Genomic DNA, 24,581 nt, shown 5'->3' with positions numbered 1-24,581 from the left:
TTTCCTCGCTACTTAACTCATTGATAACAATGCGTTGGCGCGCTGTTCGTTTTCATCCACGCTGTGAATGATCTTCATTTGCATTTCAAAGCGACGGGCGTTAGCGATCATCTCGACCATGGTCTCCGTTGGCTTGACGTTGCTGCCCTCCAGCACTCCCGGCATTACACGCAACAGCGGATCGTTTGGCAACTGATTGCCTCGCTGCTGCTGGGTTTCCGGTGTCAGATGGAACAAGCCATCATCACCGCGCATCACTTCACGCTCCTTGGCTTTCACCAACTTTAGGCGGCCAATCTGCGCGATGGTGTTAGGCGGATCACCCGCATTCAACGCCGAAATAGTACCATCGGCGGCGATGGTGATCTCCGCCGACGGCGGCACCTCAATCGGCCCACCATCGCCCATCAACAACATCCCCTGTACCATCAATTGCCCAGTGGAGGAGACCTGAATGTTGCCGTTGCGGGTGTAGGCTTCGCTGCCGTCCGGCAGGCTCAACGCCAGGAAACCGTCCTGCTGCAACGCCACGTCCAGCGGACGCGAAGTATAATTCAGCGCTCCTTGGCTCATGTCAGCCCCCGGCGTCGAGCTGGTCACCAGGGTGCGGGTCGCTAGACTCGGGCCATCAACCGGCACCGCGCGTAGCGCCGATAACTGGGCACGAAAGCCCGGCGTTAAAGCATTGGACAGGTTGTTGGCGGTCACTGCTTGCTGCTCCAGCGTCTGCCGCGCGGCACCCATTGCGGTATAAATCGCGTGATCCATAAATCGATCCTATTAGCGCAGGCTGACCAGCGTTTGCAGAATAGAGTCCTGCGTTTTGATGGTTTGGGCATTTGACTGGTAGTTACGTTGGGCAACGATCATGTTCACCAGTTCCTGACTAAGGTCAACATTGGACGCTTCCAACGCACCACTGGTCAATTTGCCGAGGCCACCGCTCCCCGACAGACCCACGCGCGGCTGACCAGAAGACCCGCTTTCCTGCCATAGGTTATCGCCTTGCGAAGACAGACCTTCTGGGTTGGAGAAGTTAGCCATCACTATCTGACCCAGTATCTGCGTCTGTCGGTTGGAGTAGATCCCTACCACTGTGCCGTTGTTGTTAATCTGGAAGTTGGTGTATTCGCCAGCCGCATAACCATCCTGCGTTACCTTGCTCACCGAGTCGCTGCTGACGTTCTGCTGCATGCTGCCAGCAAAGCTCAGGTTGAGCTTTTGCCCCTTGACCGCGCCATCTTCGTCAGCCATCTGGATGCTCATGTTGAACTCGCCCGCCTTGCCGTCGACATTAATCAAATTGCCGCTACTGTCGAACTCCATGGTGCCAGCTTCTACCGGTTTCGCATTACCATCGCGGGTATGAACCTGCCATTTGTTCTCGCCAGTTTTCACAAAGTAAACGTTGATGTTATGCGCATTGCCCAGCGAGTCATAGGCGGTAATGGTATTGACATAGTTGTAGCTATCTTGCTTAGATGGATCGAAATCCTTGTTTTCCGGCACTTTGTGGGTGGACTTTAGGTTGGCCACCATAAACCCCGCCGTGGATGCCTTGGCATTCATCATGTTTTCCGGGATGCTCAGCGGCACCGGATCGGCACCCTGCTGAATGACCGGCGGCGTACCAGCCACTGGGTAACCCGTTAGATGCAGGCCCTGCATGTTGGTGAGGTTGCGATTCTCGTCCAATTGGAACTGGCCGTTGCGGCTGTAGAAGATCCCACCATCTTTGTCCTGCATACGGAAGAATCCGTTGCCGGTGATGGCGACATCCAGCGCACGACTGGTGCCAGTGGTGACCCCCCCCTTGAAGTTCTGTATAACACCGGCCACCTTGACGCCCAATCCTATCTGCGAGCCGGCGAACATGTCGGCAAAGGAAACGCTACCGGATTTAAAACCGGCAGTGGCGGAGTTAGCGATGTTGTTACCGATCACGTCCAGATTAGTTGCTGCCGCGTTCAAGCCGCTTACTGCCTGAGAAAAGGCCATGAGATTCTCCGAATAGTGGTCAGGCTATCGCCTGATAAAGCAAATGTTAGGGTTATAAAATCTGTCTGATTTCTTCCAGCGTGGCGCTACCTGCCAGGCCAAGATCCAATTTGGTGCCGCTAGCGTTGCGGATCACACCGTTTACCATGCCGAAATGCAGACTACGCGCCACCAGTTGCTCGCCGTTGCCCTTGGCGTTAATCGCCACTTTGTAGGCTCCGTCAGGCGCGGTGGTACCATCATCCAGCGAGCCGTCCCAGGTGAATGAATGCACCCCAGCAGTCAGAGCACCGATCTGGACGGTGCGCACCACCTGGCCGCTGGCGTTAGTAATGGTGGCGGTAACCTGATCGGCGGCACGCTCCAGCTCGACGCCAAACGGCGTGGTACTGATCTTGCCATCTTTGCTGCCCGCCAGAATGTTGCTACCGGGTACCATGACCCCGTGGCCGATCAGCGCGCTGGCTTGCAATGACTGATTGCTGTTGATCTGGCCGGAGATCGAACCGAGGGTAGTGTTGAGCTTCTCGATACCCTGGACGGTGTTGATCTGCGCCAACTGCGAGGTCAGCTCGTTGTTTTTCATCGGGTTAGTTGGGTCTTGGTTCTTCAACTGTGCCACCAACAGCGTCAGGAAACTGTTGCTCAGATCCTGGCTATTGGTGCCCCTACTGTTGCTGTTGCCACCAATGATGGTGTTGTCCAGCGGTTCATTAGTGGTTGCGGCGATAGCCATGAAATTCTCCGGTTACTGACCCAGCGTCAGGGTTTTCATCATCATTGACTTGGTGGTGTTGAGCACCTCAACGTTGGCCTGGTAGCTGCGAGAAGCGGAAATGGTGTTCACCATCTCCCCCACGACATCGACGTTCGGCATACGCACATAGCCTTTAGCATCCGCCAACGGATTGCCTGGCTGATACATCATTCGCTCCGGTGCTGGATCATCCACTACCTGTGCTACGCGCACGCCGCCGGTTGACTGACCGGGCGCAGCAGCCACTTCGAACACTACCTGCTTAGCACGATAAGGTTGACCGTCTGGGCCGGTTACACTGTCGGCATTAGCCATGTTGCTAGCGCTAACGTTCATACGTTGCGATTGCGCAGACAGCGCTGAACCGGAGATATCAAATATATTCAGTAACGACATAAGCCTTATCCTTGTTGCAGTACCGACATCATGCCTTTAATCTGACCAGTGATCAGTGTCAAGTCGGTCTGATATTTCAGGCTATTGTCGGCAAAGTTAATGCGCTCGCGATCCATGTCCACCGTATTACCGTCCATTGATGGTTGATCCGGCACCCGGAACAATAAATCAAGCGAGGGTGGCGACATCTTCTGCGCCGGTATATGATGCGCCGCCGTCAGATTCAGCGCGATACCGTTGCCGCTAATACGCCCTTGCTCCAACACCTTGTTCAACTGGCTGGCGAAATCGATATCCCGCGCCTGATAGCCCGGAGTGTCTGCGTTAGCAATGTTAGCTGCCAGGATTTCTTGCCGCTGGGCACGCAGATTGAGCGCCTCTTGGTTAAAGCGCAGAGCAGCGTCTAATTTGTCGAGCATGGCCCCCTCCGCGAGGTTAGAATTTGGAGCTAACAGCATAAACTGCCCCTATGCAACCGATCGGGAGAATAAAGGTCAAATGGGTGGCTATTTGTCCGCTTAGACTGTTCGCCTTACGGCTACACTTACTCACGACTATTCCAAAGAAGCTTGAGAAAATAGCAATGAAAGGTAAAATGCTGCTCGCTGGGTTGCTGTGCAGCCTTAGCGCACAGGCTGACGATCTGGCGAGGCAAATCGAAAGCTTCATCAAGAGCCGCTACGACGCTAGCCAAGTGAAAGTCAACGTTCTGGTGCGCACTCCGGCTGCACAATGGCCACAATGCGAACATCCGCTGTTGTCACTGCCGTCGAATGCCCGCCAGTGGGGCAACATTAGCGTCTCGGTTCGTTGCGGCCAGCAACGGCGATTTATTCAAACTGAGGTGCAGGCGTTCGGCGACTATTTAGTGTCAGCACGCAACATCAGCGCTGGCCGTCACTTGACGGCGGCGGATCTCAAGTTGCAAAGCGGAAGGCTCGATATCCTGCCGCCACGTACGCTGACTGAGATAAGCAAAGCGCTCGGTGCCGTCACTTTGCGCAATATCATCCCCGGCCAGCCGCTAACCCTACCCATGCTACGCCGCGCCTGGGTGATCAAGGCCGGTCAGCCGGTTCAGGTGTTCGCCCAAGGCGATGGTTTTACCATCAGCGGTTCGGGCAAAGCGATGAATAATGCGGCTGCCGAAGATAGCGTGCGCGTACGTATGGCATCGGGGCAAATTGTCAGTGGCATCGCGGGCGACGATGGCGTGATGCGCGTTGCGTTATAAAAAAGTAAAGATTGAGTAGAACCTGCCGATAAGAATCATTGGCTGTATTTTACCGGCTATCAGTGCCGCAAAATTATCATATTAGCGTCATCGCCATCACGGCGATAGTGCAGATGGAGATTGACTATGAGTATTGATCGCACCCAGCGACTGCAACCTGTTTCATCCGTGCAACCACGTGAAACACCAGCCGATAACCCGCTCCAGCCGCGTAAGTCCACAACCGCTGAAACCACCGTCAGTGGTACTCAGGTTAAACTGAGCCATGCTCAGGCCCACCTGATGCAGCCGGGAACCCAAGATATCGATATAAGTCGGGTAGCAGCTATCAAGCAGGCAATTCAACGTGGTGAGCTAAAAATGGACACCGGCAAAATCGCCGACGCGCTGCTGCAAAATGTACAGAGCGATATGCTTTGGAACCCCGGACGCGACTGACGGCACGGCGACAAAGACTCTCAGAGAGATAATTGACAACCATGAAAAACCTGACACAGTTGCTGGATAAGCTGCTGGAAGCTTTACATGGGCTGGATACGGCGTTGGTAGAGGAACATCATCTGCTATGTTCGAGCCAGTTGCCTGGCGTGGCTTTGCAACGCATTACCGATGCCAAGAGTCAGTTGCTGGCAACGGTCGGCTATTTGGAACAGCAACGGCATAGGCTGGAAAACACCCTCGGATGGCAAGCACCTTATGACGGGCTACCGCAATTGGCGCAACGCTGGCAACAAGTGCAGCAGCTTAGTCAGACACTAAGAGAGAAAAATCAGCACAACGGCATGCTGCTCAATCAGCAAATCGACCACAACGCGCAGGCACTGGCGATCCTGAACAAGAATAATCAATCACTTTACGGCCCGGATGGACAGTCGCGCGGCAGCAACCTGCTGGGGCGTAAGATCGTCATCTGAATCAAGCCGATGCGCCCTGTGCACTTAATGCCGCCAGGCGCATATAGAAAAAATGCGTGATTAATTTTAGTTGGCCGCTAAAAGACCGGTTAGTAGCTGTATTTTATTGCCCAGTATGGCTTCAGAGTTAAGGTAACCTGAGCCAGCGGCCTGATGACTCAGGCTTCCCACTAGCTGAGCCTGTTCAATCCCCATACCCAGTTTCACTTCATTCAGGTTCGAGGCCGCTTCCTGCTGCGGCGTAACACTACACATAACCATACTAAAGACACGCCAATACCATTTATAGCTGAACCTAAGCGGGTTAAAACGCTGAAAATTGTAGGTAGCACGCCTCTAAGGTAGATGTATCTATGGAAAAAAGAAATAAGAGAAGTCACTTTTAAACTATCAATTAGCCATTAAGGATGGTATAGACTTCGAGCCTTCAGTCAGTATCAGCGCACTGTAGTAACCAGCAATGATCTTATTCACTTTTATTTTCCTGAAAATAGTCATTTTCTATAGGAGCATATACATTTTAGCTATCCCAAGATTTGTAATTTTTGTATAGACCCAGTAAATCAGCATAATTGCTGCCCCATACAAATAACCTCCCTGACTCAGTCACGGCATAACTTCCGCTATAGTCAGCCGATATATCAATCATTTTTTCTCCAGACAAACCACTACGGTTAACTTTTACTGGCACGTTACTATCAGGGGTGGCCCGATACTTATTTACTGACTGAGCTTCAAAAAAGTTGTTACGATCACGAGGAAAGAAGGAGGTGAGCCGTTCGCAAGCGCCAACGGGTACTTTGACTGTTTTGGGAGAGGTGGGACAGTTGATAAGTTAGGCTGTGTCCGATCATTGACCCTGGTGACGTCACAGAGCCAAAAGCCCGTAATCAAAGCGGAGGGTGTAGTGCCTATATTCAAACCCGACAAGCTTTGGGGAACGCCCCGAAGAGCTAGCCCCCCTAGATGACGAGCCACTTATTTGGCCCACCAACCCGTCCGCACCTTGCTGCATCTGTAAATGGCCCCAGCGGTGCTCACGTGCAATTGCCGAACACAGCCTAGTCCCCTGAGATCTGCATATTGATTTCTCACTTATTGACCAAGTGAACTCAGGGTGCGCAAAACTTGCAGGCAGTATCAGTGGCGGGATGGCAAATATTACCAGGACATGCAGCGCTTACTTTACTCATAGTTGACAATCACCTGATTGCCAATCACCCGTAACGGCGGATTTAGCCCACCACGCGACTGCACGTAGTAGATAAAGCGAAACGGTGAATTGGCGGGTTCACCCTGCAACCCGGTGCTGCTGCCACTGCCGCTCCCCAGCAGAATACAGCGGTTCAGGGTGCATAACTGCACTTGTAGGCCAGCCAGCTCGGCCGATAGCAGGCGGTAGCGCCAACTGACGCGGGTAATGCGCGCATTAGCATCGGGTAAGGCATTCGGTGCCCTTAACTCAGCGGATTCATCACGCATTCCGCCCTGCTCCAGCATCACCCCCGGCCCTTCAGCTACCCAAGAACCAGACACTGCCTTAGCAAACAGCGGCATCAGTAAAAGTAGTGCCGACAGGCAGTGTTTCATTCGGCGGCTCCAATGGTCGCGGTCATGCGAAGTTGCCGATCGTCGTTAATTTCCAGATTCGACAACACCACAATCTGCGGCACACTGCGGCGCAGGAAGCGTGCCAGCAACGCACGCAACGCGTGGTTGACCAACAGCACCGGCGGAGCGCCGAGCATTTCTTGCCGTTGCAGCGCTTGTCGCGCCTGCTCCAGCAAACGATCCGCTAACCCCGGTTCCAGTCCGCCGCCGCCCTGGAGCGCTTGCAATAGCAAACGCTCCAACTGGGTGTCCAGGCCAATGACCTGGATCTCACCGTTGCCTGGGAACCACTGTTGAGTGATCGCACGTCCTAGCGCCACCCGTACCACTGCGGTCAGTTCATAAGGATCGCTTTGCGTTGGCGCATGCTCTGCCAGCGTTTCAATGATGGTGCGCATATCACGGATCGATACCCGTTCTGCCAGCAGGTTTTGCAATACTTTATGTAGTGTGGTCAGTGACACCACACCCGGCACGAAGTCTTCGGTCAGTTTTGGCATCTCCTGAGAGACACGATCCAGTAGCTGCTGGGTTTCCTGCCGACCAAACAACTCACTGGCGAACTGGCCAATCAGGTGGTTGAGATGCGTAGCCACCACCGTGCTGGCTTCCACTACGGTAAACCCCTGGATCTGTGCTTGTTCACGCAATGCACTGTCGATCCATACTGCCTCTAACCCAAAAGCCGGATCGATGGTCTTGTCTCCTGCCAGCTCTCCCACGGCGTTGCCGGGGTTAATCGCCAGCCAGCGACCCGGATGCGCCTCTCCACTGCCAATCTCCACTCCTTTCATCAGGATGCGGTAGCTGGCGGGCGGTAGTTCTAGGTTGTCGCGGATGTGCACCACCGGCGGCAGGTAGCCCATATCCTGGGCGAATTTTTTACGGATGCCACGGATACGCCCAAGCAGCTCGCCGTTCTGTTGAAAATCGACCATCGGGATCAACCGGTAACCGACTTCCAAGCCCAGCGGATCCTCCATTTGTACGTCAGACCAGCTAGCTTCGGAGGCCTGCGGATTTTCCTGCGCTACTGGCGCTTCCACCGTTCTAGGTGCCTGTTGCTCACGCCCACGCAGCCACCAGGCCAGCCCAAGCAAGGCAGCGGTAAACAGCAGGAACACCAGGTTCGGCATACCTGGTACCAGGCCCAACAACCCTAGCACTCCGGCACTGAGCAGCATGACCCGTGGGTTATTGAACAGTTGGCCAACCATCTGCTCCCCCACGTCCTGATCGGTCGCCACGCGGGTGACGATCACACCGGCTGCGGTAGAGATCACTAGCGCGGGGATTTGCGCCACCAACCCATCGCCAATGGTCAACAACGTATAACTTTCCGCCGCCGTACCCATCGCCATACCGTGCTGGATCACGCCGACCAACAGCCCTCCCACCACGTTCAATACCATGATCATCAGGCCGGCGACCGCATCACCCCGTACGAACTTACTGGCACCGTCCATTGATCCGTAGAAATCGGCTTCCTGCGTGACCTCAGCACGGCGCTTTTTCGCTTCGTCTTCACCGATTAGGCCAGCGTTAAGATCAGCGTCGATCGCCATCTGTTTGCCCGGCATGCCGTCCAGTACAAAGCGCGCACCTACTTCGGCGATACGTCCAGCACCTTTAGTGATCACCATAAAGTTGATCAATACCAAAATGATAAACACCACGATACCGATGGCGAAATTGCCGCCGACCAGGAAATGGCCGAAAGCCTCTACCACACGGCCTGCTGCAGCCGAACCAGTATGCCCTTCCATCAGTATGATGCGCGTCGACGCCACATTCAGTGATAGCCGCAACAGGGTCGAGAACAGCAGGATGGTTGGGAAGGCGGCGAACTCCAGCGTGCGCTGGGTAAACATCGCCACCAGCAGCACCATAATCGACAACGCGATATTGAAGGTGAACAGCAGATCGAGGATAAACGCCGGCAGTGGCAACACCATCATTGATAAGATCATCAAGATCAATATCGGGCCAGCCAGTACCTGCCACTGCGTATCTTTAAAATTACCCGGCAAACGAAGCAAGGAGGCCAAATTAGCCATCAGAGTTGTTCTCTCCAGCAAAATCCAGTGCTTCTGGCACCGGTAGATTTTCAGGTTTTTTCGGTATTATACCGCCTTCTTGCCGCCAGCGGCGCAATTGATAAACCCAGGCCAGCACCTCGGCAACTGCGGCATACAGGGTGGCTGGGATATGTTGCCCAATCTCGCTGTGTCGATACAGCGCGCGTGCCAATGGCGGGGCCTCAAACAGGGGGATTCGATGTTCTGCACCCAGTTGGCGAATGCGCAGTGCAATTTCACCGGCTCCTTTAGCCAGTACTTTCGGCGCACTCATTTTTTTGTCGTTGTACTGTAGTGCGACAGCATAGTGCGTTGGGTTGGTGACGATGACATCCGCCTTGGGCACATCGGCCATCATGCGACGCCGGGCGATCGTCCGCTGCTGTTGGCGCAGGCGTCCCTTGATATGCGGGTCACCTTCCTGCTCTTTGAATTCGTCGCGGATATCCTGTTTGGTCATCTTCAGTTTCTTGAAATGACTCCACAGTTGATAAAACACGTCGAACGTCACCATAGGTGTCAATCCCAGTACCACCAGCAGACCACAGAAAATAATTATTTGTAGCGCATTGCCTAGCGCCTCAAACGGCCGCTGCGTTACCAAATGCAGCATCGCCGCCCAGTTGTGCCACAAATACAAGCTGGTGACCCACCCCACTAATGTCGCTTTCAATATCCCTTTCAGCAGTTCCGCCAACACCTGGCTGGAAAAGATACGCTTCAGCCCAGCCAAAGGGTTCATACGTTTTAAATCAAGCTTGATCGATTTACCACTGAACAAGATACCGCCGAGCAGCATCGGCGCAGCTATCGCCACCAGTACCAACCCTGCCATGATCGGTAATAGCGCCCAGGCGGCCTGACGCAGCAGCATACCCAATTGGCGCAACATCTGTTTGTCGTTGCTGACCATGCCGTGGTCGAAATTCAGGCCCTGAGTCAGCATCATCGCCAGTTGTTGCGCCATATTGTTGCCGGACATCCAGATGATCGCCAGCCCAGCGACGAGCATCAGTACGGAGGTCAGTTCGCGTGAACGAGGGATCTGGCCATCTTCACGCGCTTTTTCCACCCTGTGTGGTGTGGGAGCTTCGCTTTTTTCCAGATCGCTGTCTTCAGCCACGGACGGTCGGTTCCTGTGCTGGGAGAGAATAAAATTGCACCCAGCATGCCAAAAAAAAGCCGATGCCATTGGTAGAACAACGGGGAAAAAGGTAGGTTATTTACCGAATGAGGAAAAAACCGCTGGCATCCCCCCTCCCAGAACGTATCAAAAAACGTGGCTTTCGCGTATCTGCGTCTGAGTGACGATCACACCAGTGCGTTTCTCATCCCCCTGCTGGTCATCGTTTTGCGGTTTCTCTTTATCGGTCACTGCTTTTGCCTCAGCAGCAGCTTTTTGTTGATCCTCAGCATCCTGGCTCACAGGCTTCTCCTTGGGTGGTGAGCTGCTGTTCGCCGGTGCTGGCGTAGTAGGCGGTATCACTTGCTTCAGGCTATCCGGCTGGGTGATGTCCGTCGCGTTGCTCTCTGCGTTATCACGTTCAATCTCCTTCTGGGTATCCTTATTCAATACCAGCACGGTAATGCGACGGTTAATGGCATCATCGGCATCACGCTGCTTCAGGCTCATGGTAGACGCCATGCCCACGACCCGCAGCACCTTACCCTCCGAGAGGCCGCCCGCGATCAGTTCACGCCGCGAAGCGTTGGCACGATCAGCAGACAGTTCCCAGTTGCTGTAGCCACGCTCACCGTTAGCGTAAGGAATATCATCGGTATGACCCGACAGGCTAATTTTGTTCGGCAGGTCGTTGAGGATCGGCGCAATCGCTCGCAGTATATCGCGCATATAGTCTACCACTTGTGCACTACCGGTTTTGAACATCGGCCGATTCTGACTATCGATGATCTGGATACGCAGCCCTTCATCCATCAGGTTGATCAGCAAATGTGGGCGCAGTGCCTTCAGGCGAGGGTCCGATTCAATCAGTTCGTCCAGCTTCTCGCGCAGCTTATTCAGCTTTAGCTCTTCAGCGCGTTTTTCTGGTGACTCAATCTGTTTCTTCACCAGCCCCTCCTGCTGGGTAGGGTCGTCGCCACCACCTGGGATAGGGCTGCTTTCAGAGCTGTTTTTATCACCGCCGGTTAACGCCACCTTTAGCGGTGTGCGGAAATACTCGGCGATTTGCGTCAACTGTTGCGGGTTGGCGATCGACAGGAGCCACATCACCAAGAAAAATGCCATCATAGCAGTCATAAAATCGGCATAAGCAATCTTCCAGGAACCGCCGTGGTGGCCACCATGGCCCGCCTTGCGTTTTTTTTTGACCACAATCACCGGATGATCTTGTTTCATGTTCCTTCTTCCGTCGCCTGTTGTGCTGGTGCTTTCACTTGGCGCACATGCTCTTCCAACTCAAGGAATGAAGGACGCTCGGTGGTGTACAGTATTTTGCGGCCAAACTCGACCGCAATCTGCGGCGCGTAGCCGTGCATGTTGGACAGTAGTGTCACTTTGATACACTGCATCATCTTGACCGTCTCCGCACTCTTCTGCCTCAACACCGCTGCAAGCGGAGAAATAAACCCGTAGGCCAGCAGAATACCCAGGAAAGTACCGACCATTGCATTGGCGATCAGTGCCCCCAATTCAGCGGCTGGGCGATCAGCCGAGGCCAGCGCGTGTACCACCCCCATCACCGCTGCCACAATGCCGAACGCCGGAAGCGAGTCACCCATCATCCCCAAGCTGCCGGCGGGTACTTCACTTTCATGTTCGAAAGTTTCGATTTCTTCATCCATCAGCGCTTCGACCTCAAACGCATTCATGTTGCCACTCACCATCAGCCTTAAATAGTCGGTGATAAATTCCACCGCGACATTATCAGAAAGGAGGCGCGGATACTTAGAGAAAATTTCACTTTCCCTTGGGTTATCAATATCAAACTCAAGAGACAACATGCCTTTCTGGCGTGATTTAGCCAGCAGGAGATACAGCAACGCCATCAGATCCATATACAGAGCCTTGCTGTATTTCGAACCGCGCATCAGCCCGGGTAATGCGCGCAACGTGGCTTTGATCGCCTTACCGCTGTTGCCGACGATAAAAGCGCCAATACCTGCCCCACCAATAATCAGAAACTCTGACGGCTGATACAGCGCACCGAGATGGCCACCCACCATCATGTATCCGCCAAAAACCGTACCCAATACCACGAGATAACCCAAAATAACTAGCACACGCATTCCTCAAATTGACAATGTAGATGGAAGGTGGGTAAACGCGCCTTTTGGAAGGTTAACCTGCGCTACCAGGGCGGCATCACCACGCCCTTCCGTATCACACGTCTATTTTCACTGCCGTCAACCGGCAATGTTGCGGGTTCAAATGGCGCGCTTAACCTGCTCGTCCAGCAGTTGAGAGATAATATCGGCCAGTTGCGGCGAAAGTTTACGCCTTTTTACTGCGCGGGATGGGGGCTGGCATAAACTGCAAATAAAACCGTTGAGCGGCTGATGGGCGTGGGTGATAAATGCCCCACCGCAGCAGTTGCAGGCGGTCAGTTGCAGCATACCGCTATCGACGAAGCGCACCAATGTCCAGGCGCGGGTCAGCGCCAGCAACGGCGCTTCTTCTGGCTGCTGAGGACACTGCTCCAAGTAAAGGCGATAGGCTTTGATCACCGCCTCCACGCCGCTGCACTGCCCGCTTTTTACCAGAAATTGATAGGCGTTGTAGAACATCGAAGAATGGATGTTCTGTTCCCAGGTTATAAACCAATCGGTAGAGAATGGCAGCATCCCTTTAGGCGGCGGGCTACCACGTAATTCTTTATACAACTTAATCAAACGGCCACGGCTAAGCTGCGTCTCGCTTTCCAACATCTGCAAACGCGCCCCCAGCGATATTAGCTCCATGGCGAGCTGAATATCTTTGGCTTCCTGAACAATACTTTTCTCTACCATCATCAGGCTCTTTTCTTCGTCGCACTACCGTCTTTTTCAGCCGATAGTTCTTGCAGTAAATGGCTTGATAACAAAATACCCGTATGGATTTGCTGTAGATCGTCCACGCGTGACTCTTTGGTCAGGCGTTCGATACTCTGGTGATCGTTAAAGCGGAAGTGGCAGATCAGTTGGTTGGTCTCTGCCAGTTTAACCATTTGTGGTAGCGTAAGCTGTGCAAGCGCGTCAGCCATGGCTCCGTTAATCCCTAGGCGAAACATCGCCGAGGCTTTTTCATCATTAATTAGCCGCTGTGCTAGAAGTAAATATGATAGATTTATGTCATAAATATGTTTAAGTAATTCAGACGTACCCATATTCCCCACCCTGATAAACTATGTTTAAGAACAATACACTGAGTGATAATTTTTATCACCCATGCTCTGGGTTTGTTACCGACCTCTGGGTTTGTTACCGACCTCTGGGTTTGTTACCGACGTTCGCAGGATCTCTTGAACAGTACAGTCATAAGTTAAATTCGACTGTTATTCAGTATTGAATTCGTGCGTAAACCAACGTGCGTAGTATGTGTACGTATGCACAGCATTTTTTTTAATTTTATCAAACTCGCATAGGATTAATCCCAACATAGGATGATTCTAACCTGATCTACTAGCACACACAATATAATTAAGAAAAAAGTTTTCAACTTAACATGAGCAAAACCATAAAAAATTTTATCCGCATACTTCCATGACTCATTGTTTTTTGATGTTTTTCTATTCAAAATTTCGATGACAGAAAAATCTTAAGTTAGAGATAACTTAGCCCAAAATGGCCTATTTTTAATACAGAAACAAGCATCAAAAAAACAACAATTCAGAATAAAAAAACTAATTTCACGAAAAAACAGCATAAAAAAACATAGATTACTAATTATTAGTATAATTTAATATTAATTAGATAATATAATTTGGGTAATATATAGCGTTGGATCAAATCTCCGGGACAGGCTGTTTTCATTTCACCATGGGATATCGGCTTAGTGATGACCCGGTGCTATCATGAACAAGGAAATCAGCGTAACGCTATGTATTATCTCAACAGTTAATGAGCAAAAACAAAATATCTGCTCAGAACGCTGATGAAGTGAGCAACGTTATAAGCGATTGAATCTACAACAACCTGAAAGATATCGGCAGTGATGGCGATAAAAAATGGTTTTTCATATTATTCGCTGCGGAAAAAGTCACGATACTTTCCATAACAAACTGAATAATAACATAAAAATTACCACAAAAAACGACTAATGGGATTGCATCGTCTCGTCGTTTCCAATGATCAGCGATAACTATTAATCCTTAATTTCCCCATCCAGCCGCACCTATGGAATATCTGCCAGCCGAGTGGTATAAGCTGGCGACAACATTTCGCGTTTCATCTGCCACGGTTTGGCGATGCCCTGCCCGGCGAACCAGATACGCCCGCGCTCTTCCCGGTTCAGCTTGTCCAACGTGTCCATCAGTTGGCCGCTGTTACGCCACGGTGAACCACCATCGAACAAGTCAAGCTGTGCCATGGCACCAGTGCTAAAATCCCCCAGCATCACGCCTCCTTTCAGGTAGTATCGGCCCTCTTGCCAGATGCTTTCCAATACCCGCACCGCCGTGGCGATGATGTCTCGGCTATCGTTGCTCGGTATCCGCAGCCGGGCGCTCCCCATATTGCTGTAGTAACTCTCACTCGCCGCATGCGGGCTGGTTTTTATAAACACCGACACATGGCGGCAATAGCGATCATCCTGGCGCAACTTCTCGGCGGCGCACTCTGCATAGCTACAGATTGCCTCGCGCATATGCGGGTAATAGGTCAACCGCTGGCCAAACGAACGTGAACAGATGATCTGTTCCCTGGCGACCGCTGCCGCCTCCAATGGCAGACAAGATCCCCCGCGCAGTTCGCGCACCGTGCGCTCCAGCACCACGCTGAAGGTTTTGCGTACCAGCCGAGTATCGCAGTCCGCCAGTTGCAACGCGGTGTGAATGCCCATCGCCTGTAGCTGCCGTGCCAACCGCCGGCCAATGCCCCATACCTCTTCTACCGGTATCAATGCCAGCAGCTTGCGCTGGCGAGCCGGTTCTGACAGATCCACCACCCCCTGAGCACCACGCCACTTTTTGGCAGCGTAGTTGGCCAATTTGGCCAACGTCTTGCTCGGCGCGATGCCCACACCGACCGTTAAATGCAGTTCCCGTTGGATCCTATCGCGTATCTGGCTGCCAAACTGTTTCAGTGCTATGCAGTGGTTAATACCATCCAGCCGCAGAAAAGCCTCGTCCAGCGAGTAAATTTCCACTGCGGGTGCCATCTCCTCCAGCGTGTCCATCACTCGACGAGACATATCGGCATACAGTGCATAGTTGGAAGAGAACACCGCCACGTTCTGTCGGCGCAGGTCATCCTTAATCTTGAAGTAAGGTGCGCCCATTGTTATCCCCAGCGCTTTGGCCTCGGCGCTGCGGGCGATCACGCAGCCATCGTTGTTGGAAAGCACAACCACTGGCCGCCCTTGTAGATCTGGCCGAAAGATAGTCTCGCAGGAAGCATAAAATGCATTTACATCCACTAACGCAAACATGGCTACACCGCAGCATATACGATAAAGGTGACCACGCCGAAGATCTCCAGTCGCGCTTCCTCGCCAAGGACGATCGACGCATAGGCCGGGTTCATCGGCAGCAACCGTGTATCCGGGTGGCATTGCAGTTTCTTGACGGTGAATTCACCGTCGATAGCAGCGATAACGATATTGCCGTGCTCCGGCGTGAGCGAGCTGTCAACGATCAGCAAATCCCCGTTCTTGATATTGCCATCAATCATTGAGTCGCCGCTGGCACGCACAAAGTAGGTAGCATTGGGATGGCGTACCAACAGTTCGCCTATATCCAGGCGGCTCTCGACGTAATCCTGCGCCGGCGAAGGAAAACCGCAGGCAACGCGTTCGACGAACAACGGTAGCCTGTGGAGGGTTGATATTTCATCTGGTTGGTAAATATTCATGATGTGTTCCAAATACTGTTTGCATATACAGTATTTATGTTTTTACACTCACGATCAAGCCCTGAAAGACAGAAAAGTCCTATCCGGCTGATGGTGCTGGTGATTTAGTTATCTTCTCCTCGATGCCCACATATACCCTAAATAATTCAAGTTGCAGGAAGGCGGCAATGCAGCGACAAATCGGTCGGGAACCGATTTGAACAGCACTTGCACAGAGCCGCAGGTTGAACCTCAGGGATGAGGGGGCAATACTTGGCAATCGTGTTTTGTTCTGATGCGATTTAAGTTAAAGGAACCTTGCCTATTATCGAATTAGAAATGGCATTTTCATTTACCTAATGCGCTATTCCATTAATACTCATGTATAATAGCCGCCATTCCTGCCCCCCGAAGCTCTTTGCATCAGTATTTAATCCGGCGGCGCTGACGAGAAAATTATGAATAAGTATTTACTCATCAATGAGCATGGCGATGCCGAACAACCATGTCTATCACAGCATCGGGTATGGCAGCGCAACGATCTGGCTCAACCACAGTTGGACTGGCTGGCCGAAGAGGTACCGGTGGCGCTGGTGTATAACGGCATTTCTCATGTGGTGATGATGGCCACCCCGAAAGATCTGGCGGCATTCGCCATCGGTTTCTCGCTCTCTGAAGGGATCATCGCCTTCCCCGACGACATTTACGATATCTGGCAGCAGCCCGTCTGCAATGGCATTGAGGTGCATGTGGAACTCTCCAGCCGGCGTTTGATGCAGTTGAAAGCGAGGCGCCGCAGCCTGGCTGGCCGCACCGGCTGTGGCATCTGTGGCGTGGAGCAGCTACAAGATACTACCCGGCCAATCCCCCTGTTACCCTTTACCCAACGCTTTGCTTTGGCAATGCTTGATCGGGGTGTGACACAGTTGAAAAACGTTCAAACGGTGGGGCAACTGACTGGCTGTACCCATGCAGCGGCCTGGCTACAACCCGATGGCATGCTCAGCGGTGGCTGCGAAGATATTGGCCGACACGTGGCGCTCGACAAGCTGTTGGGCTACCGCAGCCAGCAAAACTGGCCGCAAGGTGCTGTACTAGTGTCTAGCCGCGCCAGCTATGAAATGGTACAAAAAACAGCCATGTGCGGCATTGAGATCCTATTTACTGTCTCCGCCGCCACCAGCCTGGCGGTGGCGGTAGCAGAGCAAAGCAATCTGACGCTGGTGGGCTTCAGCAAGCCGGGCCGAGCTATCGTTTACACTCATCCGCAGCGGCTGATTGCGGAGTAATTAAGTACAGCTCAGCAAAATATCTCCAATAAACCCATCGCTAAGCAAAACAGCAGAAAATATCTACATCACACTTATTCGCCCAAATCAAAACTGGTTTTTCCGCCTGTTTTTCTGGCACAGTTCCGTGCTGTCAAAGATTATCTTACGTCTATCATTAAATATTATCATGCCCAGTGTGGTGATCATCAGCATCCAATGGTATGGCAGCGTTGCCGTTCTTATTTACTGTCAGAAACTAATCGTATTATGGTCACCCGAAGGTTTCAACCAGCCACAGCAGCCGAATAAGGCTTTATTTTTTATTTGAATTTCATCATGGCCTTTTCTTTAAGAAAATATGCCTCACTCATGATTAATAAAAAATCAAACGTATTTATTAAGATCGGGTATCCTATTATGGTTCGAATGCGTCTATACTGGTGGGGTAAAGTAAAATATATAGCTACATATTATATAGACTGATAATTTTAACACCATTTTATTGTTGCTTTTAAGATGCTTCTTTAAAGCTTTTCAATCTCAAATACCGGAATCGGACTCAATGAATGCCAATACCAACCAACCGCAAGCCGTCTTTAGTCCAGTGACGCGTCACGCGATATTCATTGTCGCTATTCTGTCGCCCATTCCCGAACACCTCGACACCGTGCGAGCCTGGTGCGGCGATGTCGCTGCCGTCGTTCGATCGGTGGGAAAAAGATCGCTCGCAGGCCAATTGTCGTGCGTGTGTGGGTTTGGTTCCGCCGCCTGGGATCGGCTGTTCGGCGCGCCTCGTCCTGCTCAGTTGCACCCTTTCAGCGCCATCGGCACCGGCGATCGCCTCGCTGTCTCCACACCTGGCGACATTCTGTTGCACATCCGCGCGGATGAAATGGATCTGTGTTTTGAGCTGGCGGCCCAGTTGCTGAAAAAACTCGGCGATGCCGTCACAGTGGTCGATGAAGTGCATGGCTTTCGCTACTTCGACCAACGCGCCATGATTGGCTTCGTGGATGGCACCGAAAACCCCGAAGGGCATGAGGCGTTCGACTATACGGTTATCGGCCAGGAAGACGCGCCGTTCAGCGGTGGCAGCTATGTGCTGGTGCAAAAATATCTGCATGATATGAAAGGCTGGAATGCGCTGACCGTGGAAACACAAGAGAACATCATCGGCCGTCACAAGCAGTCCAATATCGAATTAGATGCGGACGTCAAGCCTTCATACTCCCACAGTTCGCTGACTACCCTAACCGATGAGCAAGGCAATGAGGTGAAGATCCTGCGCGATAACATGCCATTCGGTAAACCCGGTATGCGCGAGTTCGGCACCTACTTTATCGGCTACGCGCGCTCACCCCAGCCTATCGAACAGATGTTGGAAAACATGTTCATTGGCCGACCAGCCGGCAATTATGATCGCCTGCTCGATTTCAGCCACGCGGTCACCGGTAGCCTGTTCTTCACGCCGTCAGTTCCTTTGCTAGAAGCATTAGCCGATCGCACCACTGCATCCGGCAGCACGTGAAGTGCATTAATCTACACACTAAGCCAATGGCACCCAGGATAAATTCAGATTTATCCTGGGTGCCATTCCAATGACTTTGATTATCTGATAACGCACGTTGTCAGATCTCCTATCTATTATTTATCCCCTTGTTAAAAAAATGCCTCCGTTCATATAAAAATCATTACTCCATTTTTGTTCTAAACTATCCTTTTAACTTGTGATAAATAATAAATTTATGTCAATGGTTTTTTAACCCATTGAGGTTAATTGAGTGGCTCTTAATGGGAGTAATCGTTCAATAAAACGCGATACGGCTGATTAGGGTAAATTAACCTGATAGAGTTAAAACCTATCCCATTAGGCTGTTTTATTTGCTATTTTGGCCTTGGGTAGTACTCACCCTCCTCACGTACTGCGTGTACGCGCCGGTTGTTGCGCGCTGTCGGTGTCCAAACGGGCTGCAACAATGTAGGCAGGCTTTTAGTTTGTTATGCCTATTTGTGAGATTTGCCAGGTGTATACAGCGTCAAGACCCACCACCATCATGCAAAATATCGCATAAAAACCAGATATTTCAGGAGTTCATATGATCAAGAAAAGACGCGCAGTTCCCGGAATACATTCCTATAACGCACCTGCCGGCGGCTGGGGAGCACTTAAGGCGACGGCTATCGCCGTACGCACGCAAATGGACACCGTTGAAGCCCCAATCACCCTGCTTCGCACTAACCAACCAGATGGCTTTGACTGCCCCGGCTGTGCCTGGCCAGACAAAGAACATCACTCGACATTTCAATTCTGCGAGAACGGTGCCAAAGCAGTGACCTGGGAGGCGACCAGCAAACGCGTGACGCCGGAGTTTCTGGCGCAAAACACCGTAACCTCGCTATTACAAAAAACCGATTATGAGTTGGAAGGCTACGGCAGACTGACCCATCCTTTGGCCTATGACCGCGACAGCGACACCCTGCGCCCGGTCGAATGGGACGAAGCATTCGAGCGCATCGGCGAGATCTTGCGCGGCATGCAATCACCAGATCAAGTGGAATTCTACACTTCAGGCCGTGCCTCCAACGAAGCCGCCTACCTGTTCCAACTGTTTGCCCGTGAATATGGCACCAACAACTTCCCGGATTGCTCCAACATGTGTCACGAACCCACCAGTGTGGGGTTGCCGCAGTCGATCGGCATCGGCAAAGGCACCGTTTCGTTGGAAGATTTCGACCATGCGGAGCTCATCATTTCTATTGGGCACAACCCAGGAACTAACCACCCACGCATGATGGGTACCCTGCACGAATTGGCGCGGCGCAAGGTGCCGATCATTGTACTCAACCCGCTGCGCGAGCGCGCCCTCGAACGCTTTACCGATCCGCAGAACGTCATCGAAATGGCGACCTATAGCGCGACTCACATTGCTTCGAGCTACTTCCAGGTTAAGTCTGGCGGTGACGCCGCTGCGCTGAAGGGCATCATGAAAACACTGCTGGTGATGGATGCAGAGCAAGGTAACGTGGTGGATCACGACTTTATCGCCGCACACACGCAAGGTTTTGAGCGACTTGCCGCTGATTTGGCCGCTATCCCGTGGGAAGTGATCGAGAAAGAGTGTGGGCTGACGCAGGCCGAGATAGAACAGGTGGCCATTGCCTACGCAAAATCCAAGGCCACCATTATCACCTATGGCATGGGCATCACCCAGCATAATAAAGGCACCGCCAACGTGCGCCTGATCGCCGATCTGCTGCTGATGTGCGGCAACATCGGCAAGCCAGGTGCGGGGATTTGCCCGCTACGCGGCCATTCCAACGTTCAGGGTAACCGTACTGTCGGCATTACCGAGAAACCGTCAGAAAACTTTCTGAAAAAACTGGAGGAGGTGTTCGGCTTCACCGCGCCGAAAAAACACGGCCATGATGCAGTTAACGCCATGCGTTCGATGGTGCAGGGGACTTCCAAAGCGTTGATCTGCCTGGGTGGCAACTTTGCAGTGGCGCTACCAGATCCAGAGCAATGTTTCCCCGCCATGCAAAAGTTAGCGTTGAGCGTCCATCTTGGCACTAAGCTTAATCGCACCCATTTGTTGGTGGCCGAAGAGACCTTTATCCTGCCTTGTCTGGGCCGAACCGAGCTAGATATCCAGGCCAGTGGTCGCCAATCGATAACGGTCGAAGATTCGATGTCGATGGTGCATGCCTCATCAGGTAAGCTGAAGCCCGCCTCCGAGTTTCTGCGCTCAGAACCCGCCATCGTGGCTGGTATGGCCCAAGCTGTGATGCCGGACAGTAAAGTGCCATGGCTGGAGCTGATAGCGGACTACAGCATCATTCGTGATCTGATTGAAAAAACCATTCCAGGCTTTGATAACTACAATGCACGCATCGCTGTACCAGGCGGATTCCGCATGCCGCTGCCGCCGACCAAACGCCAGTGGCCAACGCCAACAGGTAAAGCCATGTTCTCGGTGTTCAGTGGGGTGCATGAAGACACACAAGCACAGGAAGACGACATATTGCGCCTGATGACTCTACGCAGCCACGACCAGTACAACACCACTATCTATGCGCTGGATGACCGCTACCGAGGCGTGTTTGGGCGACGCGATATTCTGTTTATGAGCGATACTGATCTCGATGCACGCGGGCTGGAACATGGCGACCAGGTGGATATTGAAACGGTAGTCGCTGGCAGCACACTGCGCTTGCAGAACATCACAGTTATTGCCTACAACATCGCTCCTGGCTCAGTCGGCGCTTATTATCCAGAGGCCAATGTGTTAGTGCCGCTGGATTATATTGATGTAGAAAGCGGGACGCCATCGTATAAATCGGTGCCAGTTCGCGTCACACTTTCAGCAGGGAGCTGATTTTACTTGCAGCATTGCGGCTCTCACCAAAGTTCTCTAGCGGCACTGAAAGAGAACCGCCATAGGTTGATGGTAAGAACAATAATCTCACTGGGCTGATGGCAGGTTGTAGCCTGCGGGTCAAAAGCTATTATAGCCACCGGGCATAGCAGCACCCGGCAGCAGCTATGTGGTTACAACCACTCGCCGAAGCGGCGGATATAGAAGCGCTTCATCATCTGCGCCACCGCGCAGTAGCTAATCAACGTGGCAACCAGCCATGGGAAATATTCCCATGGTAGCGGCTGTAGCCCAACCAAAGCACCGAGTGGTGAGAACGGAATGTAGATGCCCAGCGCCATCACCAGCCCGGTGGTCAACAACACCGGCAATGCCGCCGTGCTTTGGATGAATGGGATCTTCTGGGTGCGCAGCATATGCACCACCAACGTTTGCGACAGCAACCCTTCAATAAACCAACCAGACTGGAACAGCGCTTGGTGCTCCGCGCTGTTGGCGGCGAAGACATACCACATTAACGCGTAGGTAGTAATATCGAAGATCGAAGATGTAGGGCCGATCCACAGCATAAAGCGGCCAATGTTCTTCGAATCCCACTTGCGCGGCTTACGCAGGAACTCCTTATCCATTTTGTCCCAGGGCAGCGAAAGCTGGGAAAAATCGTACATCAAGTTTTGGATCAACAGATGGATCGCCATCATCGGCAGAAACGGAATGAATGCACTGGCTACCAGCACCGAGAACACGTTGCCGAAGTTGGAGCTGGCAGTCATGTTCAGATATTTGATGATATTACCGAAGGTCTCACGCCCTTTGATCACCCCTTCTTCCAACACCATCAGGTTCTTTTCCAGCAAAATGATATCCGCCGACTCCTTGGCGATGTCGGTGCCGGTGTCCACCGAAATGCCAACATCGGCATCACGCAGCGCTGGCGCATCATTGATGCCATCACCAAGGAACCCAACAGTATGACCATTGGCCTGCAACATTTTCAGCACCCGCGATTTTTGTAGTGGCGTCAGCTTGGTAAATACCGTGCGCTGCTCCACTTCACTCGCCAACTCTTCATCGCCCATCCGCTCAATTTGTAGGCCGGAAAGCGGTTCACCCGGTTCCAGCCCAACATCACGGCAAATTTTGCAGGTAATAACCGGGTTGTCACCAGTCAGCACTTTCACCGTTACGCCGTTTTCTTGCAGCGCGGCGATCGCCTGCTGCGCACTCTCTTTCGGCGGGTCGAGGAAGGTCAACAGCCCCTGGATCACCATATCGCGCTCGTCAGCCACGCTCAGCGGCGCAACCTGTTGCTGATCGCTCAGTTTCCTGCTAGCCAACAGCAACACGCGGAACCCATCCTCATTATACTGACGCGCCAGCGCCAGCAGCGCCGCACGTCGCGCATCATCCAGCACCAGTGTTTGTTGCCCTTCCCGCACATAGGTGGCGATTCCCAGCATCTCTTCGACCGCCCCCTTACAAATCAGCCACTGCTGGCGGTTTTCATCCGCTACTACAATTGACAAACGGCGGCGCACAAAATCGAACGGTAGTTCGTCTATCTTGCTGTAACGCCCCAGCGTCTCAATACCGGGTTTGCCACGCCCGAAGCGGATCACCGCTTGATCCATCAGGTTCTTCATGCCGCTCTGATGGAAGCTGTTAAGCCAAGCCAAATACAGCACCTCATTATCCGTGACACCGCTGATGTTAATATGATGTTCGAGAATGATGCGATCCTGGGTCAAAGTGCCGGTTTTATCGGTACAGAGCACGTCCATGGCACCGAAATTCTGAATGGCGTTCAGCCGCTTGACCACCACTTTACGCCGCGACATGGCAATCGCGCCCTTCGCCAGGTTGGAGCTGACGATCATTGGCAACATTTCCGGCGTCAGGCCAACGGCAACGGCAAGAGCAAACAGCGCCGCCTCGCTCCAGTCACCTTTGGTGAAACCGTTGATCAACAGCACTACTGGCACCATGACCAACATAAAGCGGATCAATAGCCAACTGACGCTGTTCACCCCGCGATCGAATGCTGTTTGCGCCCGTGTGCCGACGATCGATTTGGCCAGCGAACCGAAATAGGTGCGGCCACCTGTAGCCACTACCACCGCCGTGGCGGTACCGCTGGCAACATTGGTGCCCATCAAGCAGATATTCGACAGTTCCAGCAGTTCATTCTCGCTGGAAACATCATCCTCACTCGACTTTTGAGCGACGCAGCTCATCGCATCGTATTTCTCTATGGGGATCGCCTCACCAGTCAGGATCGCCTGGCTGATAAACAGATCGCGTGAGGCGAGCAGGCGCACATCGGCTGGCACCATGTCGCCGGCAGAGAACTGAATAATATCTCCGGGAACCAGTTCACTGATAGGCACTTCCAGCAACAATGGATGTGCATTAAAGCTGCGGCGGCGGAGCACCGTTGCGGTAGTACGCACCATGGATTTTAATGCTTCTGCCGCCTTGTTGGTGCGGTACTCCTGCCAAAAACGCAACAAGCCACTTAGCGACACCATAATCAAGATAATGATGACCCCGGTAAGTTCAGTTTCTTCACCGTGCTGAGCTGGCAGCCAATAGTCGGTAAAGAAACTGATCGCCGCCAACGTCATCAGTACGAAAATAAATGGGTTGTTAAACGCGTTGAAGAGCTGGATCAGCGCATGCGGTGCCTTATCATGGGCAACCTGATTGGCACCGCATTGTTGCAACCGTTCCTCAGCATCATCCTGAGTTAAACCATTGCGGTTACATTTTAAATTAGCCAGCGTCTGGGCGATGCTGTTTTTCGCCTCTTCCGCGATAGCGTAAGGATCAGTGCTCTTATCACGGCGGTGTACTTTTTGATTAATTTGAGTCATAACTCAATTCTCTTATTTGATTCTGCACACAGGGATGTTTGCCCGATCAACAGGTAAGTATGTGCGGAATGGAATTATTTAATTAG

The 24,581-nt window shown here is 52.4% G+C and carries 22 protein-coding genes; 6 read left to right on the top strand and 16 right to left on the bottom strand.

All coding sequences use genetic code 11. From position 1 onward, the window contains the following. Positions 1-12: 12 nt before the first annotated feature. The 5 genes from SYMBAF_RS04960 to flgB are packed head-to-tail and all read right to left on the bottom strand — an operon-like array spanning position 13 to position 3,570. Positions 13-768 (bottom strand): flagellar basal body rod protein FlgF, encoded by a 756-nt coding sequence (locus tag SYMBAF_RS04960; RefSeq protein ID WP_040266355.1) that lies wholly within the window; start codon positions 766-768, stop codon positions 13-15. Between the two features lie 12 nt (positions 769-780). Continuing rightward, on the bottom strand, positions 781-1,998 hold the full coding sequence (gene flgE / locus SYMBAF_RS04955) for a flagellar hook protein FlgE (RefSeq protein WP_040266356.1): 1,218 nt from the start codon (positions 1,996-1,998) through the stop codon (positions 781-783). Between the two features lie 52 nt (positions 1,999-2,050). Next, a complete protein-coding gene (gene flgD, locus SYMBAF_RS04950) occupies positions 2,051-2,734 on the bottom strand; it encodes a flagellar hook assembly protein FlgD (RefSeq protein ID WP_040266358.1) in 684 nt (227 codons plus the stop codon). Positions 2,735-2,746: 12 nt separating this feature from the next. Further along, positions 2,747-3,151, bottom strand: a complete 405-nt coding sequence (flgC, locus tag SYMBAF_RS04945) for a flagellar basal body rod protein FlgC (protein ID WP_040266360.1) — start codon at positions 3,149-3,151, stop codon at positions 2,747-2,749. Between the two features lie 5 nt (positions 3,152-3,156). Further along, the gene (gene flgB / locus SYMBAF_RS04940; RefSeq protein WP_040266468.1) at positions 3,157-3,570 is read right to left on the bottom strand and encodes a flagellar basal body rod protein FlgB; all 414 of its coding nucleotides are present in this window, start codon (positions 3,568-3,570) and stop codon (positions 3,157-3,159) included. A 164-nt stretch (positions 3,571-3,734) separates the two neighbouring features. Between flgB and flgA the strand changes: the two genes are divergently transcribed. The 3 genes from flgA (at position 3,735) to SYMBAF_RS04925 (ending at position 5,299) form a co-directional block, all read left to right on the top strand. Next, positions 3,735-4,385, top strand: coding sequence for a flagellar basal body P-ring formation chaperone FlgA (gene flgA, locus SYMBAF_RS04935; RefSeq protein WP_040266361.1), 651 nt, complete (start codon positions 3,735-3,737; stop codon positions 4,383-4,385). A 126-nt stretch (positions 4,386-4,511) separates the two neighbouring features. Further along, complete coding sequence (gene flgM / locus SYMBAF_RS04930) at positions 4,512-4,823, top strand: flagellar biosynthesis anti-sigma factor FlgM (RefSeq protein ID WP_040266363.1); 312 nt, start codon at positions 4,512-4,514, stop codon at positions 4,821-4,823. Positions 4,824-4,864: 41 nt separating this feature from the next. Then, a complete protein-coding gene (locus SYMBAF_RS04925) occupies positions 4,865-5,299 on the top strand; it encodes a flagella synthesis protein FlgN (RefSeq protein ID WP_040266365.1) in 435 nt (144 codons plus the stop codon). Positions 5,300-5,365: 66 nt separating this feature from the next. Here SYMBAF_RS04925 and SYMBAF_RS04920 read toward each other — a convergent pair whose 3' ends face one another. The 10 genes from SYMBAF_RS04920 to umuD form a co-directional block, all read right to left on the bottom strand. After that, positions 5,366-5,560, bottom strand: a complete 195-nt coding sequence (locus tag SYMBAF_RS04920) for a hypothetical protein (protein WP_040266367.1) — start codon at positions 5,558-5,560, stop codon at positions 5,366-5,368. 924 nt (positions 5,561-6,484) lie between these two features. Then, on the bottom strand, positions 6,485-6,889 hold the full coding sequence (locus SYMBAF_RS04915) for a flagellar protein FlhE (protein WP_040266368.1): 405 nt from the start codon (positions 6,887-6,889) through the stop codon (positions 6,485-6,487). Beyond that, entirely contained in the window at positions 6,886-8,967 is a 2,082-nt protein-coding gene (gene flhA, locus SYMBAF_RS04910; protein WP_040266370.1) for a flagellar biosynthesis protein FlhA, read from the bottom strand. Before flhA ends, SYMBAF_RS04915 begins: the two co-directional genes overlap by 4 nt. Further along, a complete protein-coding gene (gene flhB / locus SYMBAF_RS04905) occupies positions 8,960-10,111 on the bottom strand; it encodes a flagellar biosynthesis protein FlhB (protein WP_040266372.1) in 1,152 nt (383 codons plus the stop codon). Before flhB ends, flhA begins: the two co-directional genes overlap by 8 nt. Positions 10,112-10,258: 147 nt before the next feature. After that, the gene (motB, locus tag SYMBAF_RS04900; RefSeq protein WP_082027021.1) at positions 10,259-11,347 is read right to left on the bottom strand and encodes a flagellar motor protein MotB; all 1,089 of its coding nucleotides are present in this window, start codon (positions 11,345-11,347) and stop codon (positions 10,259-10,261) included. Then, a complete protein-coding gene (motA, locus tag SYMBAF_RS04895; RefSeq protein ID WP_040266374.1) occupies positions 11,344-12,231 on the bottom strand; it encodes a flagellar motor stator protein MotA in 888 nt (295 codons plus the stop codon). The genes motB and motA overlap by 4 nt, the downstream gene beginning before the upstream one ends. Positions 12,232-12,375: 144 nt before the next feature. Next, a complete protein-coding gene (gene flhC, locus SYMBAF_RS04890) occupies positions 12,376-12,960 on the bottom strand; it encodes a flagellar transcriptional regulator FlhC (protein WP_173424352.1) in 585 nt (194 codons plus the stop codon). Beyond that, complete coding sequence (flhD, locus tag SYMBAF_RS04885) at positions 12,960-13,313, bottom strand: flagellar transcriptional regulator FlhD (protein ID WP_040266376.1); 354 nt, start codon at positions 13,311-13,313, stop codon at positions 12,960-12,962. Before flhD ends, flhC begins: the two co-directional genes overlap by 1 nt. A 1,007-nt stretch (positions 13,314-14,320) precedes the next feature. After that, positions 14,321-15,574, bottom strand: coding sequence for a translesion error-prone DNA polymerase V subunit UmuC (umuC, locus tag SYMBAF_RS04880; RefSeq protein WP_040266377.1), 1,254 nt, complete (start codon positions 15,572-15,574; stop codon positions 14,321-14,323). Between the two features lie 2 nt (positions 15,575-15,576). Then, positions 15,577-15,996 (bottom strand): translesion error-prone DNA polymerase V autoproteolytic subunit, encoded by a 420-nt coding sequence (umuD, locus tag SYMBAF_RS04875; protein WP_040266380.1) that lies wholly within the window; start codon positions 15,994-15,996, stop codon positions 15,577-15,579. Positions 15,997-16,433: 437 nt separating this feature from the next. On the opposite strand from umuD, the gene fdhD reads away from it, so the two are divergent. The 3 genes from fdhD (at position 16,434) to SYMBAF_RS04860 (ending at position 21,622) form a co-directional block, all read left to right on the top strand. Continuing rightward, positions 16,434-17,264 carry a formate dehydrogenase accessory sulfurtransferase FdhD gene (gene fdhD, locus SYMBAF_RS04870; protein WP_040266382.1) on the top strand — a complete coding sequence of 277 codons (831 nt, stop codon included), beginning with the start codon at positions 16,434-16,436 and terminating at the stop codon, positions 17,262-17,264. A 544-nt stretch (positions 17,265-17,808) separates the two neighbouring features. Beyond that, on the top strand, positions 17,809-18,774 hold the full coding sequence (locus tag SYMBAF_RS04865; RefSeq protein WP_040266386.1) for a Dyp-type peroxidase: 966 nt from the start codon (positions 17,809-17,811) through the stop codon (positions 18,772-18,774). 568 nt (positions 18,775-19,342) lie between these two features. Further along, positions 19,343-21,622 (top strand): FdhF/YdeP family oxidoreductase, encoded by a 2,280-nt coding sequence (locus tag SYMBAF_RS04860; RefSeq protein ID WP_040266388.1) that lies wholly within the window; start codon positions 19,343-19,345, stop codon positions 21,620-21,622. Between the two features lie 173 nt (positions 21,623-21,795). Here the strand turns inward: SYMBAF_RS04860 and mgtA are convergent, their stop codons facing one another. Next, positions 21,796-24,495, bottom strand: coding sequence for a magnesium-translocating P-type ATPase (mgtA, locus tag SYMBAF_RS04855; protein WP_040266390.1), 2,700 nt, complete (start codon positions 24,493-24,495; stop codon positions 21,796-21,798). Positions 24,496-24,581: the final 86 nt, after the last annotated feature.

The organism is Serratia symbiotica (assembly GCF_000821185.2).
GTDB lineage: Bacteria > Pseudomonadota > Gammaproteobacteria > Enterobacterales > Enterobacteriaceae > Serratia > Serratia symbiotica.
The sequence above is the reverse complement of the archived record's forward strand: the minus strand, read 5'-3'. Positions and strand labels throughout refer to the sequence as shown.